This is a genomic window from Enterococcus sp. AZ170 (genome assembly GCF_050545135.1).
Lineage (GTDB): Bacteria > Bacillota > Bacilli > Lactobacillales > Enterococcaceae > Enterococcus_L > Enterococcus_L ureilyticus.
Genome location: NZ_CP172947.1, coordinates 2851218 through 2865442, shown reverse-complemented (window position 1 = coordinate 2865442; position 14225 = coordinate 2851218). Strand labels below are relative to the sequence as shown.

Genomic DNA, 14225 nt, shown 5'->3' with positions numbered 1-14225 from the left:
TAGCAACAAGAAAGAACTAGCTTAGTATTGAAACAAGATAGCAACAAGAAAGGACGTTGTAAGATGAGTATCTATGATTATCAAGTTAAAACAAGCAATAATGAAACAGTTTCGCTAGAAGCATATCGTGGCAAAGTACTTTTGATCGTAAATACAGCGACTGGCTGTGGTTTTACTCCTCAGTATGAAGGCTTAGAAGAACTCTACAAAAAATATAAGGAACAAGGGTTTGAGATTCTAGATTTTCCCTGTAATCAATTTGGGCATCAAGCGCCAGGGACGAATCAGGAAATTAGCGATTTTTGCCAATTAACCTATCAAACGACCTTTCAAACATTTAGTAAAATTGATGTAAATGGGGAGAACGCAGCTCCATTATACAATTATTTGAAAAGTCAAAAAGGCGGACTTTTAGGTGGTGCGATCAAGTGGAACTTTACGAAATTTTTGGTGGATCGTGAAGGGAATGTTGTGAAACGGTTTGCACCGACTGTGGAGCCAGAAAAAATTGCTGGAGATATTGAATCAATAGTGTAAGAAATACTTTTTTTATTTTTTATGTTGGTGGTAGCCTCATGATAAAATAATTTTGCTAAGAAAAAAGATAAAGAGTAAGCCCTTGGAGAATTAATTCTCCAGGGGCTTTTTTTGCTAATGTCGCTTAATATTCTGCTCCTTCTTATATTTGTTATTCATAAAAAATGAACCCCCCTACTAGTATAAAGATGGTATAAAGAATCAACGCTAACTTTAACACTATCTTTATACAAAATTTGATATCCTAATTTCAGCAAATGAAGGAGAGGAATTTTTAATGACGATTATTTCTGGAATTATCGCAGGATTACTGCTTATTTATTTATTTTACCAACTATTTTGGGGGGATCAACAGTGAGTACAATTTTTATACAACAAGCGATCTTTTTTATTGTTTTAATTGGTTTCGCTATTCCATTAGGTTTTTATATCCATCAAGTGATGACAAATCAAAAAACATTATTAACTAGAATCGTTCAACCAATAGAAACGAGGATTTATCGATTTTTAGGGACACCTGCTCAAAAAGAAATGACAGCCAAACAATATGGGCTGAGTATTTTATTTTTCAGTTTCTTTTCATTGCTGCTATTGATGGCGATGCTTTTAGGACAAGAATTCTTACCATTGAATCCAGAAAATCTTCCTGGCACCAGCTTGTCACTTGCTTTTAACACAGCAGCAAGCTTTGTGACGAATACCAACTGGCAAGCTTATGCAGGAGAAGAGACACTTTCGATTTTTACCCAAGCATTTGGTTTAACGGTTCAAAATTTTGTTTCAGCTGGAGTGGGGATTGCAGTATTGTTCGTTTTACTTCGTGGTTTTATGAATCGTACCACAAAATATGTTGGTAATTTTTGGCAAGATTTAACAAAAATTATCTTATATATTTTACTACCACTTTCTTTTGTTATCTCACTGATTTTAATTTCTCAAGGAGTCGTTCAAACATTTGCTGGTTCAGTCGAAACTACTAGTTTGGAATTAGGCCAAAAGATTTTTCTCCCTTTAGGAACCGTGGCTAGTCAAGTGGCGATCAAGCAACTTGGAACTAATGGTGGTGGTTATTTTGGTGGGAACTCTGCTTATCCATTTGAAAATCCTAATTTAATCAGTAATTTTGTTGAAAATTGTTCAATTCTATTGATACCAGCGGCTTTGATCGTGGCTTTTGGTTTGTTTGTTAAAGAATGGAAACAAGGTAGAACGATCATGATTGTGTCGTTTGGATTTCTGATTGCGGCTTTAATTGGCGTGGTATTAAGTGAATATTACGGACCACAATTTAATCATGTGATCGGTCAAATGAATATGGAAGGAAAAGAAACTCGTTTTGGGATTGGTTGGTCTAGTCTTTGGGCAGTTAGTACAACAGCTGCTTCTAATGGATCGATTAATGCAATGCTGGATAGCTTCATGCCGTTAGGCGGATTAATTCCAATGTTCTTGATGCAATTGGGAGAGATTATTTTTGGTGGCGCTGGCAGTGGATTGTATGGGATGATCGTTTTCATCTTACTCGCTATTTTTATTGCAGGTTTATTAGTAGGTAGAACTCCAGAGTATTTAGGAAAAAAAATCGAACCCTTCGATATGAAAATGGCTTGTCTCGTGATTTTGACCCCATTGTTATTAACCTTGATTGGAACGATGCTGTTTATTTTGAATCCGCAGGCGATGTCCTGGCTAAACAATCAAGGGCCTCACGGGTTTTCTGAAATTCTTTATGCCTTTTCTTCTTTGGCTAATAACAACGGAAGTGCTTTTGCAGGGCTAACGACAGATACCTTATTTCTAAATATAGTAGGTGGTCTGATCATGCTTCTTTCACGTTTCGTTCCGATGGTCGCAGTGATATATTTGGCTTCTAATTTAGGGAAAAAGAAAATCGTAGCAACTGGACCAGGTACGTTGTCTACTACCAATGCCATATTTGTTACGATGTTGATCATTGTGATCTTGGTGATCGGAGCCTTGAGCTTCTTGCCATCGATGGCCTTAGGTCCGATTGCAGAACACTTTATGACAAAATAAGGAGAAAGAAGGGGAAAATAGTGAAAAATACACAAAGTAAACGCAATGTTTATCAAGAGGCGATTCAAGCCTCTTTTAAAAAACTTGCGCCAACCATTCAACTAAAAAATCCAGTGATGTTAGTCGTTTATTTAGGGGCAATCTTGACAACCGTTCTCTATGTTCTAACATTTGCTGGCCATAATGACGCTGAACCTTTCTTTATCCTAGCGATTGCAATCATATTATGGTTGACGATTTTATTCGCTAACTTTGCGGAAGCAATCGCAGAAGGACGCGGAAAAGCGCAAGCGGAAAGTTTAAAACAAGCTAAAAAAGAGGTTATAGCATATCAGGTGACATCGTTAGAAGATGTTGCAAACAAAAAGTTTACTCAAATCAAGTCGTCAGAGTTGAAAAAGGGCGATCTTGTATACGTAGCGGTCAACGAACAAATCCCGATGGACGGTGATGTGATCGATGGTGCAGCTTCAGTCGATGAGAGTGCTATTACAGGAGAATCAGCACCAGTGATCAGAGAATCCGGTGGTGACCGCAGTGCCGTAACAGGAGGCACAACTGTTGTCTCAGATTATTTAGTGATCAAAGTGACCGCTGAAAATGGTGAATCCTTCTTAGATAAAATGATTTCTATGGTAGAAGGAACAGAACGGAAAAAAACACCAAACGAAATTGGTCTACAAATCATTTTGATCATGTTGACGATCATTTTCTTAGTCGTTTCAGCGACATTGTTGCCCTTTACCCAATTTTCTAGTGAGCTCGTTGAAAATGGTTCAGCATTGACTTTGACGACGATCATTGCGTTATTAGTGTGTTTAGCACCTACTACGATCGGAGCTTTAGTGTCTTCTATTGGGATTGCAGGAATGAGTCGCTTAAATAAAGAGAATGTGATTGCCATGAGTGGACGTGCCATTGAAGCGGCAGGAGATGTCGATATTTTATTATTAGATAAAACTGGAACAATCACCTTAGGCAACCGTCGGGCAAGTGAATTTATACCCGTTACAGGTGTAAGTGAATACGACTTAGCCGATGCGTCACAATTATCTTCTTTAGCAGATGAAACGGCTGAGGGACGTAGTATTGTGATTCTAGCGAAAGAAAAATTTAATATTCGTGGTCGTGAGTTAAATCATGTTGAGGTTGAATTCATTGAATTTACCGCTAAGACGAGAATGAGCGGAATCAACTATCAAGGAGCTGAAATCCGGAAGGGGGCCGCTGACACGATGAAAAAATATGTGGAAGAAAATGGCCAGCCTTATCCTGAAGAATGTGATTCGATCGTACAAAAAGTAGCAAACGAAGGGGGTACCCCCTTAGTCGTTGTTAAAAACAACCAAGTGCTTGGCGTAATCTATTTAAAGGATATCGTGAAAAACGGTGTTAAAGAAAAATTTGAAGATATGCGTAAAATGGGAATCAAAACGATCATGATCACAGGGGACAATCCAATGACCGCTGCCGCAATCGCAGCAGAAGCAGGTGTGGACGATTTTCTAGCGGAGGCCACACCAGAAAATAAAATGAGCTTGATTCGCGACTATCAAGAAAAAGGACATCTAGTGGCTATGACAGGTGACGGAACAAATGATGCACCAGCACTGGCACAAGCTGATGTTGCCGTTGCCATGAATACAGGTACCCAAGCCGCCAAAGAAGCAGGAAACATGATTGATTTAGATTCTAGTCCTACAAAATTGATCAGCATTGTCAAAATTGGAAAACAATTACTGATGACGCGCGGCGCGTTGACGACCTTTAGTATTGCCAATGATATTGCCAAATATTTTGCGATCATTCCCGTCTTGTTTTTCAGTATTTATCCTGCTTTAGAAGCGTTGAATATTATGAAACTAACGAATCCGACAACAGCTATTTTATCTGCGATCATTTACAATGCCCTGATTATTGTAGCCTTGATTCCCTTAGCGTTAAAAGGAGTATCCTACAAAGAAAAACCGGCTAGTCAAATATTACGTCACAATTTACTTGTCTACGGATTAGGTGGTGTCGTCGCACCATTTATCGCAATTAAATTGATCGACATCATCTTGTCGCTTATATTGTATTAAACTGGTGATTAAGTTATCAAATAGGAGAAGAAAACGATGAAAAAAATAATGATTGCTTCACTAAAAAGTATTCTATTATTCACCCTACTCTGCGGTGTGCTTTATACCGCAGCTGTTACAGCTGTTGGTCAACTACTATTTCCAACACAAGCAAATGGTAGTTTAATGAAGAAACAAGAAACAGGAAAAACGAGCATAATAGGTTCAGTATTGATTGGACAACCTTTTACAGGAGCAAACTATTTACATGGTCGTCCCGATCAAGTCAGCCAACTATCTCCCGTGTCTAAAGAACAACAGAAGCGTGTGGAAAAACGAGTTCAAAAGGCTGATGTGAAAGAAGTCCCCATTGAGTTAGTTACCGCTTCTGCCAGTGGTGTCGATCCTGAAATATCAATTCCAGGCGCGATGATACAGGTTGAACGGATTGCTGCCGCTAGGAACATGAAAAATAGCGAAGTCCGTGCTATAATCAAACAAAATATCACTGGACTTAAAATTGGACCTGTTGATTCACAACGCGTGAATGTTTTAGGCGTCAATCATATGTTAGATGAGTCGGAATAAAAGGTGGCGCAAAAAATGGAAGAACAACGTTTAGATCCAGAACAACTATTAGCAAAATGGAAGAACACCGAACAAAACCTGAGGTCTGGACGACTGAAGGTTTTCTTCGGTTATGCGGCAGGAGTAGGTAAAACCTATGCGATGCTAAAAGAAGCACATGAGCAGCAAGCAGAAGGCAAAACGGTTTTGATCGGCTATGTAGAGCCACACGCCCGCCCAGAAACAGAAGCATTAGTGTCGGGTTTGCCTGTATTGCCTACCAAACAATACGAATATAAAGGTATTATGATCAATGAATTTGATGTGGAGGCAGCGTTACAAACAAAACCGGAGATTATTTTGGTGGATGAATTGGCCCATACGAATGCGATTGGTGCTAGAAATAGAAAAAGATATCAAGATATTGAAGAATTGCTAAAGGCTGGGATCGATGTCTATACAACGGTGAATGTTCAGCATATCGAAAGCTTAAATGACATAGTTGAACAAGTGACAGGGGTACACATTTCTGAAACGGTACCAGACACTTTTTTTGAAACGAGCGCATTGAAAGTGGTGGACATCGAAACAGAAGAATTGTTAGAACGACTGAAGCAAGGGAAAATCTATCATTCAGAAAATGCTAAAAAAGCGATGGCTAACTTTTTTAAAGTAGACAATCTGACCTTATTACGTGGTCTAGCGATTCGCAAAGCATCGGACCATATCAATACAACGAATCAACAAGAAACGCAAAAAAACACTGGCATCCATTCTAAGCTGTTAACGATCATTGATGAAAAAAATCCTGATATGACTAAGAAATGTCTACGTTGGACAGCTCGTTTAGCGCAAGCCTTAGGAACCGAGTGGATCGCATTAGAAATTTTAGAAGACATGTCTGAACATTCAGAGTCGGATAATTCAAAATTAGCGGCTAAACTTGGCGGGGAAGTTGTTACGTTAGAAAGTGATAATCAACGAGAAACAATCGTACAGTACATGAAAATGCGTGGCGTTACAGATTTAGTAATGGGCAAAATAATCAAACGCTCGCGCTTTCTCCGCTTATATCGACCGGACTTAGAAGATGAACTTGTGGCTCTTATTCCAGAGGTGGATATTCACTTGGTTTCGTATCAATCAAATAAATACTTGCTTAATAACTACGCTGTAAAGAAAAAAAAGTTACAGAGTATTTTCACTTGGAAAGATTTTTACATGACATCAGGCCTACTCATAGTTGCCACGTTGCTTTCTGAACTAGGATTATATTATCATATTGGGGATCAAAACCTGATTTTGATTTATATTCTCTTTGTTTTGCTTGTGGCACGTATTACAACAGGGTATTTGTGGGCCGCTATTGCTTCGATTGCCAGTGTACTAATGTTTAATTGGTTCTTTGTGGAACCATTATTTTCATTGACTGTGTATAAACAAGGCTATCCAGTGACGTTGATTTTCATGCTTTTAGTGGCATTGTTAGTGAGTAATTTAATGATGCAGATCAAAAAACAAGCTTTTTATGCAATGAAACGGGAGCATCAATTAGAAATTTTGTATGAACTGAATAAAAAATACCTCGTGACACATGATCAAAAAGAAATATTGGCAACAACCGCTGACTATTTATCGAATATGTTGGATAGAGAGGTCCTTTTATATGGTGAAGAAGACGTCAAAAATCCCATTGGGGCACCGATTAAAGGACCATTAAGAAGTTTAGAAGAGTTAGCGGTTGCAAATTGGGTTTTTGTGAATCAAAAAGAAGCTGGTTATGGAACCGATACATTAATGGGGGCAAAAGCATTATATTTACCCGTTTTGTCTAACGGAATAACACTAGCTGTGATTGGGATCGAAAAAAGTAAAGAGAATCCGATCACAGATGAAATCATTACCTTCTTAGAATTGATTTCGACTCAACTGGCTTTAGCGATCGAACAAAATAAATTGACCTCAGAGCGTCAGCAGATTTTATTTGAAAGTGAAAAAGAACGAATGCGTGGCAACTTATTACGGGCAATCTCTCATGATTTACGGACGCCGCTTACTGGAATCTCTGGCTCAGTTGAAACGATCTTAGATGACAATGGCGCAAGCAAGTTAGCTGAGGAAACGAAACGCAAGCTCTTGATTGGGATCAAAGACGACGCAGATTGGTTGATCCGAATGGTCGAAAATTTATTATCAATCACTCGGATCAATGAAGAAACCATGAAAGTTGCTAAAAGCAAAGAAGCAGCGGAAGAAGTTGTGTCCACAGCCATTCAGCGGATCAGGAAAAGTTATCCGAAAAGCGAGATCAAGGTGACCTTGCCGGATGAATTTGTGTTAGTGCCAATGGATTCGATCCTGATTGAGCAAGTATTATTCAATTTAATGGAAAATGCAATTCGCCATTCCCACAGCGAGTCACCGATTTTTGTAACGATTTCATTAATTGAAAAAGCTATCAAGTTTGAAGTCGCTGACCAAGGTAAGGGATTGACCGCAGAACAATTGCAACTATTGTTTAATGGCATGACCAAGCAAAGTACACCTGTTGATTCCAAGAGTGGGATGGGCATCGGCTTGTCTATTGTGAAAACGATCATTTTAGCTCATGATGGCACGCTTCATGCTGGAAATAGAGCACAAGGCGGCGCAATTTTTACATTCACCTTACCATTGGAGCGAAAGGAGCAAAGAGAATGGCAACAATTTTGATCATTGAAGATGATGATGTGATTGCCGAGTTTATGGGCGCAGTGTTAGCAAAAGAAAAACATACCATCCATTTAGCTCATTCAGCATTGGAAGGCTTATCGACTTTTAGAATGTGGTCAATAGATCTAATTTTACTTGATTTAGGATTACCAGATCAAGATGGAATCGAGGTGTTGAAAAAAATTCGCGAAACCTCCTCTGTACCGATCATTATTATTTCAGCACGTGATCACGAAAACAATAAAGTCGAAGCCTTAGATTTGGGCGCAGATGATTACATTACCAAACCTTTTGGTACACCTGAATTACTAGCTAGAATCAGAACGGCATTAAGACATGCTGTAAGTAACGCTGGTTCTCAGGCAGAAATAAAAAAAATCATTAATGGTGAATTATGTATTGATATTGAGCATCATACAGTCAGCAAACAAGGGAAAGAGATTCATCTAACTCCAAATGAATATAAGATCATTCAAGTTTTAGGTGAAAATATCGGCAAAGTGCTTACCCACACGTATATTTCACAAAAAGTTTGGGGACCCTATAGCAATGAAAGCCAAACGCTTAGAGTTAACATGTCCAACATTCGAAAAAAAATCGAAGATAATCCAGTTGAGCCCGAGTTTATTATGACAGAAATTGGCATTGGTTACCGTATGCTGGAAAAATAGTCAAGTGTAGGTTAAGACAAAGCGGACGACGTTTTGCTCTTAACCTATTTTTTTGATATAGGATTTAATTCTTATTGACTCTCTTAAATGCCAAAGGATGGTAAAATAAAGCAAAGAACGTGAGGACGATTAACGGACGAAAGGGTGTTGAATATGAAAATTGTCACAGCAGTCGATTCCATGAAAGGTTCACTAACAAGTATTGAAGCCAATCAAATAATTGCCAATGTTTTTACTGCTAACGATCACTCGGTCAAAGAAGTGGCCATCGCTGATGGAGGAGAAGGAACAGTGGCAGCAGTTATTAAAAACAATGACGCTCAAAAAATATCAGTACAAGTACGAGCCTTAAATGACCAACTCGTCACAGCCGATTTTGCTTGGCTACCTTCTGAGAAGCTAGCGGTAATCGAGTCAGCTGCTGCATCGGGCATTCAATTTTTGGATGGTAGCAAGCGGACACACCCTTCAAATACCTCCTCTTATGGTACCGGCGAAATGATGTTAGCAGCTCTTGAGCAGGGGGCTGAGACAATTGTTGTAGGGTTAGGCGGAACCGGGACTATTGATGGCGGTATCGGATTACTAAGTGCCTTAGGCGTTCTCTTTTTTGATGCAAAAAACCAGCTACTACCTCCTATAGGAAGTAGCTTGGGGAAAATTACTCGTATCGATAGTGAAAAATTAGATCCTAGATTAGCGACAGTGACTGTCTACATTGCCTCCGATGTAGACAGCCCATTAATTGGGAGAACCGGTGCAGTCCAGATGTTTGGTGAACAAAAAGGGTTGCACAAAAACGAGTTGGAAAGCTATGAAAAAGAAATGAGCCATTATCAGAAAATTATTGGTACAACCAACAATGTATTCAAAGGAGACGGCGCGGCAGGTGGCATTGGATTTGCTATCCGACTATTTTTAGATGGCATCGTCTGCTCAGGATTCGAGTTTATTTCGGAACAAACAGGCTTAGAAACCATGATCCAGCACGCTGATTTAGTCATCACTGGTGAAGGGAAGATGGATAGCCAGAGTCTCCAAGGGAAAGTGCCAGTAGGAATTGGACGAATAGCTAAGAAATATAATGTACCTGTGATCGCTTTTGTTGGAAGTGTCAAAGGTGAACCTGAACTATTTTACAATGAAGGAATTTCGGTAATTGTTCCAATCATTGATCAAATCACTACACTAGATGAAGCGCTAAAAAATGCGGATAAAAATCTTTATAATGCAGTAAGAAGAACGAGTATATTAATGACGTTAGTAAAGTAATTAAAACAAAAAATATGTTATATATTTGTTTGGTAAACAGTATCAATTAGCCATTTCGGGAAATTGATACTGTTTTTTTATTGTAAGCGGATTCATCCCGTATATAGGTCTCTAGTACCATGACAAAAGTTATTTCTTCCCTCAAAATGAATAGAAAAGGAGGATGTAAAATGAAAAAGGGCGAACAAAAATAAAAAAATGACTGGGAAACAGTTGCGAGTAAATAGAATCCATGGAGGGATAACATGTCTGTAATCGAAGCAAGAAATATCAAAAAAAGTTACGGTCGTAACGAATCAAGATTTGATGCCTTAAAAGGCGTAGATTTGAAAATCGAAGCAGGAGAATCCGTTGCGATTATCGGGAAAAGTGGTTCGGGAAAATCAACATTTATGCATATTTTAGCATTATTAGATAAGCCTACTTCGGGCGAAATTTTATTAAATGATCAAAATGTGACAAGTATCAGTAAAAAAGAATTAGATAAAACAAGAAATAAGCAATTTGGGTTTGTGTTTCAGCAATTTTTTATGAATCCTAAAGATACCGTTTTAAATAATGTGATGTTACCATTGAAGATTGGTGGTATTTCAAATAGCAAGCGAAAAGAAATGGCGTTAGAAGCACTCAAAGCGGTTGAATTAGAGGATAAAGTCAATAATAAGGCCAATAATTTATCAGGTGGACAAAAACAACGAGTGTGTATTGCTCGTGCCTTGGTAAACAATCCTAAAATCATTTTTGCAGATGAGCCTACTGGAAATCTAGACTCGACTACAGGGGATAAAATCGAGCAATTACTATTTGATTTGAATAAAGAAAAAGGCATTACGTTGATCATTGTCACACATGATCCAGAACTGGCTGCACGTTGTGATCGACAAATCCACGTTCGTGATGGCGTGATCATAGGGGGGGACGAGTAAATGAAATTTAGTGATATCTTAAAATCAGCTAGTTCAAATTTAATGCGTAATAAAGGACGTACGATCTTAACGATTGTTGCCATATTTATCGGAGCATTCACAATTTCACTTACAACAGGTGTAAATATTGGGGTCAATGATTATATCGATAAACAAGTCGGTAGCGTTGGTGGTCAAAATCAAATCATGATCCAACCTAAAATCAGTGGCAGCTTTGGTGAAGACGGTGAGCCGGCGAAGTATGATGCAGATAAAAAATCAAGCTCGATGCAGCAACAAGAAGCATTGGATAGCAAAGATTTAGAAAAAATCAAAGAAATCAAAGGAATCAAAAATGCGGAAGCGATGAAATCAGTTGCGACAAGCTATATTTCAGGAAAAAATAATGAAAAATACGTATTTTCAGCAATGCCAATGGTAGAAGATTTAAATGTGGACCTTGACGCAGGTAAAGCTGCGGATCAAAAGAGTTCAGAGTTTCAAATCAATTTAGCACCAGAATATGTCAAATCACTAGGATACAAATCTAGTGAAGAGGCAATTGGTCAAACCGTTAAAATTGGTGCAAGCTCTTCAGCAACAGGAGAAGAGAAAGAAATTGAAGCGACGATTGTTGGTGTGCGTAACACTAGCTTGATCCAAGGTGGGATGTCTTTATTAAATAATGCGCTCGTTGATGAAATCTCAAAAGCTAACGAAGAAGGCTTGCCAGAAACGATGAAAGGTCAATATGGCCTGATCATGGGCGAAATGAGCAAAGATGTCACTAAATCTGAGATCGCTGACGTTAAAGAACGTTTGGACAAAGCAGGTTATATGGGACAAACAGTTGAAGACCAAATCGGTATGATCCGCAATGTAATCAATGCTATCACAGGTGTTCTAACAATGTTTGGCGCTATTGCCTTATTAGCAGCAAGTTTTGGCATCATCAATACCTTGTACATGTCAGTTCAAGAACGGACTAGGGAAATTGGTTTAATGAAAGCCATGGGACTAAGCAGTGGAAAAGTCTTTACGATCTTCAGTGTAGAAGCGGCTTTGATTGGATTCTTAGGTTCCCTTCTAGGTATTTTAGGAGCAGTCGGAGCAGGCGCTTTGATCAATCAAATCGCTGCTGATTCATTCTTAAAGTCCTTGACAGGCTTTACGTTGCTTCAATTTTCAGCTTCTTCATCTGCGGTAATTATTCTTATAATCATGGGAATTGCGTTCCTTGCAGGAACCTTGCCTGCCAGAAGAGCAGCGAAGTTAGATCCAATTGAATCCTTGCGTTATGAATAAACTTAAATAATCAGTAAGAACAAGACGTTTAACGTTTTGTTCTTATTTTTTGTAAGCATATTTTTTACTTAAATCAAAAATAAGGAGTATACTAAATTCACATTTTACTTAAAAGACGGAGGAATCATAAATATGAAAGCAGTTGTCATCAATCAATACGGTGGAAAAGAAGAATTAACAGAACAAGATGTGATCTTACCTGAATTAAAAGAAAATCAAGTATTGATTAAAGAGCATGCAACATCAATCAATCCGATTGACTGGAAATTAAGAGAAGGCTATTTGAAACAAATGATGGATTGGCCTTTTCCAATCATTTTAGGATGGGATGTTGCTGGTGTGATTACCGAAGTAGGTAGTCAGGTGACAGATTGGAAGGTTGGAGACCAAGTGTTTGCTCGTCCAGAAACGACTCGTTTTGGAACCTATGCTGAAGAGACGATCGTCGATGATCATTTAGTAGCAAAAATTCCTGAGAATGTAACTTTTGAAGAAGCAGCTGCAGTTCCTTTAGCAGGTTTGACAGCTTGGCAAGCACTTTTTGACCATGGGAATCTTCAAAAAGGAGAGAAAGTTTTGATTCATGCTGGTGCAGGTGGAGTTGGAACCTATGCGATCCAACTAGCAAAACAAGCAGGAGCTTATGTGATCACAACAGCCAGCAAAAAAAATCATGAACTATTAGAGAAACTTGGCGCGGATGAAGTGATTGATTATCATACGACTAATTTTGCAGAAGTACTGACAGATATTGATCTAGTGTTTGATACAATGGGTGGAGATGTACAAAAATCAAGCGTTTCTGTCCTCAAACAAAATACCGGTCGCTTGATTTCAATTGTTGGCATCGAAAGCGAAGACTTAGCAAAAGAAAAAAATATCAAAGCGGAAAGCATCTGGCTACAACCCGATGGCAAGCAATTGCAAAACATTGCCGATCTGATGGCCGCTAAAAAAGTAGTTTCGGTGATTGGCGAAGTGTTTCCCTTTTCTAGACAAGGAATTTTTGATGCCCATGCCTTAAGCGAAACGCATCATGCCGTAGGTAAAATCGTTATTAAGATGGCTGATTAAGTAAATAGACCATCCTCAACATGATGAGGATGGTCTATTTCGTTGATTTACTTGCTCTAAAGTGAATTAGTTCTAACAAGCCAGGTAATTCTTGCTGGATGTAGTCATGATTCAAAACATAGGTTTTAGTGGTGCCAGTTTTGATCTCTTGAATCAAATAAGCATCCTTAAGTAGTTTGACATGATGAGAAAGAGTTGATTTTACAATATTATATTTTTCAGAAGTAATGCGTTTCTCTCCATCACGTAACAGGCATGTAAGGATATTTAAACGGATCGGATCACTAACAGCTTGTAATGCTTGAAGAACAGGATCATCGTTGGTATCGCTCATTTTATTTTTCATAAACAGATTATAACACAAACATTCTACTTTACATATGTAAGAGAGCGTGCTATATTTAATGTTCGAAAAAAATCGAACTAAAGAGAGGTATGAACCGAACATGTCTAACACATATAAAGTAAATGATTTTTCAAAAATCATGAACGAAAGAAGATCAATTCGTAATTATGACCCAACTGTTAAAATCAGTCAGGAAGAAATGACGCAAATCATCAATGATACTGTTAAAGCTCCGTCATCGGTCAATATGCAGCCATGGCGTTTTGCGGTAGTTGCAAGCGATGAAGGGAAATCAGCTTTAGCGCCGTTAGTTCGTTTTAATAAAGTTCAAAATGAAACATCTGCTGCGATGATCGTGATTTTTGGTGATCTGAATAGTTTTGAACATGCAGAAAAAATTTATGGAACGGCTGTTGAACAAAACTTGATGCCGCAAGAAGTGAAAGATCGTCAATTAGAAGTGTTAAGTCCGTTGTTTGAACAAATGGCGACAGAAGATAAAAAAGAAATGGCGATTATCGATGGCGCTTTAGCTGGGATGAACTTAATGTTAGTTGCTCGTGCATATGGCTACGATACTAACCCTATCGGTGGATTCGAACGTGAGAAAATTGCGGAGGCATTGGATATGGATAAAGAACGTTATTACCCTGTGATGATCGTTTCGATTGGGAAAGCGAACGAAGAAGGTTACCCTTCATACCGATTACCTGCTGCTGATATCACAACTTGGAAGTAG

The 14225-nt window shown here is 38.5% G+C and carries 12 protein-coding genes; 11 read left to right on the top strand and 1 reads right to left on the bottom strand.

Translation table 11 applies throughout. The features are described 5' to 3' along the window. Positions 1 to 63: 63 nt before the first annotated feature. The 10 genes from IGJ55_RS13875 to IGJ55_RS13830 all read left to right on the top strand — a co-directional run bounded on the left by IGJ55_RS13875 (position 64) and on the right by IGJ55_RS13830 (position 13140). Positions 64 to 537, top strand: a complete 474-nt coding sequence (locus IGJ55_RS13875; protein WP_430606661.1) for a glutathione peroxidase — start codon at positions 64 to 66, stop codon at positions 535 to 537. A gap of 354 nt (positions 538 to 891) precedes the next feature. After that, positions 892 to 2574, top strand: coding sequence for a potassium-transporting ATPase subunit KdpA (kdpA, locus tag IGJ55_RS13870; protein ID WP_430606660.1), 1683 nt, complete (start codon positions 892 to 894; stop codon positions 2572 to 2574). 20 nt (positions 2575 to 2594) lie between these two features. Next, entirely contained in the window at positions 2595 to 4655 is a 2061-nt protein-coding gene (gene kdpB / locus IGJ55_RS13865) for a potassium-transporting ATPase subunit KdpB (protein WP_429948726.1), read from the top strand. A gap of 36 nt (positions 4656 to 4691) precedes the next feature. Then, positions 4692 to 5222, top strand: coding sequence for a potassium-transporting ATPase subunit C (locus tag IGJ55_RS13860; RefSeq protein WP_430606659.1), 531 nt, complete (start codon positions 4692 to 4694; stop codon positions 5220 to 5222). 15 nt (positions 5223 to 5237) lie between these two features. Next, positions 5238 to 7913 carry a DUF4118 domain-containing protein gene (locus IGJ55_RS13855; RefSeq protein ID WP_430606658.1) on the top strand — a complete coding sequence of 892 codons (2676 nt, stop codon included), beginning with the start codon at positions 5238 to 5240 and terminating at the stop codon, positions 7911 to 7913. Next, positions 7898 to 8584 carry a response regulator transcription factor gene (locus IGJ55_RS13850; protein WP_430606657.1) on the top strand — a complete coding sequence of 229 codons (687 nt, stop codon included), beginning with the start codon at positions 7898 to 7900 and terminating at the stop codon, positions 8582 to 8584. The genes IGJ55_RS13855 and IGJ55_RS13850 overlap by 16 nt, the downstream gene beginning before the upstream one ends. A 153-nt stretch (positions 8585 to 8737) precedes the next feature. After that, complete coding sequence (locus IGJ55_RS13845; RefSeq protein ID WP_430608169.1) at positions 8738 to 9856, top strand: glycerate kinase; 1119 nt, start codon at positions 8738 to 8740, stop codon at positions 9854 to 9856. A 245-nt stretch (positions 9857 to 10101) separates the two neighbouring features. Then, positions 10102 to 10782, top strand: a complete 681-nt coding sequence (locus IGJ55_RS13840; RefSeq protein WP_207120862.1) for an ABC transporter ATP-binding protein — start codon at positions 10102 to 10104, stop codon at positions 10780 to 10782. After that, on the top strand, positions 10783 to 12066 hold the full coding sequence (locus IGJ55_RS13835; RefSeq protein WP_069639418.1) for an ABC transporter permease: 1284 nt from the start codon (positions 10783 to 10785) through the stop codon (positions 12064 to 12066). It abuts the gene before it with no gap. Positions 12067 to 12198: 132 nt separating this feature from the next. Continuing rightward, a complete protein-coding gene (locus IGJ55_RS13830; protein ID WP_207120860.1) occupies positions 12199 to 13140 on the top strand; it encodes an NADP-dependent oxidoreductase in 942 nt (313 codons plus the stop codon). Between the two features lie 34 nt (positions 13141 to 13174). Here the strand turns inward: IGJ55_RS13830 and IGJ55_RS13825 are convergent, their stop codons facing one another. Beyond that, positions 13175 to 13474: an ArsR/SmtB family transcription factor gene (locus tag IGJ55_RS13825; protein ID WP_239574219.1), complete on the bottom strand. Its 300-nt coding sequence runs from the start codon at positions 13472 to 13474 to the stop codon at positions 13175 to 13177. 112 nt (positions 13475 to 13586) lie between these two features. On the opposite strand from IGJ55_RS13825, the gene IGJ55_RS13820 reads away from it, so the two are divergent. Further along, positions 13587 to 14225, top strand: a complete 639-nt coding sequence (locus IGJ55_RS13820) for a nitroreductase family protein (RefSeq protein WP_069639421.1) — start codon at positions 13587 to 13589, stop codon at positions 14223 to 14225.

What these genes read in the sequence shown, in the direction of transcription:
- IGJ55_RS13825 (WP_239574219.1), bottom strand. Translation starts at nt 13,474, where the DNA reads ATGAGCGATACCAACGATGATCCTGTTCTTCAAGCATTACAAGCTGTT.
- IGJ55_RS13820 (WP_069639421.1), top strand. Translation starts at nt 13,587, where the DNA reads ATGTCTAACACATATAAAGTAAATGATTTTTCAAAAATCATGAACGAA.
- IGJ55_RS13830 (WP_207120860.1), top strand. Translation starts at nt 12,199, where the DNA reads ATGAAAGCAGTTGTCATCAATCAATACGGTGGAAAAGAAGAATTAACA.
- IGJ55_RS13840 (WP_207120862.1), top strand. Translation starts at nt 10,102, where the DNA reads ATGTCTGTAATCGAAGCAAGAAATATCAAAAAAAGTTACGGTCGTAAC.
- IGJ55_RS13850 (WP_430606657.1), top strand. Translation starts at nt 7,898, where the DNA reads ATGGCAACAATTTTGATCATTGAAGATGATGATGTGATTGCCGAGTTT.
- IGJ55_RS13835 (WP_069639418.1), top strand. Translation starts at nt 10,783, where the DNA reads ATGAAATTTAGTGATATCTTAAAATCAGCTAGTTCAAATTTAATGCGT.
- IGJ55_RS13855 (WP_430606658.1), top strand. Translation starts at nt 5,238, where the DNA reads ATGGAAGAACAACGTTTAGATCCAGAACAACTATTAGCAAAATGGAAG.
- IGJ55_RS13845 (WP_430608169.1), top strand. Translation starts at nt 8,738, where the DNA reads ATGAAAATTGTCACAGCAGTCGATTCCATGAAAGGTTCACTAACAAGT.
- IGJ55_RS13875 (WP_430606661.1), top strand. Translation starts at nt 64, where the DNA reads ATGAGTATCTATGATTATCAAGTTAAAACAAGCAATAATGAAACAGTT.
- IGJ55_RS13860 (WP_430606659.1), top strand. Translation starts at nt 4,692, where the DNA reads ATGAAAAAAATAATGATTGCTTCACTAAAAAGTATTCTATTATTCACC.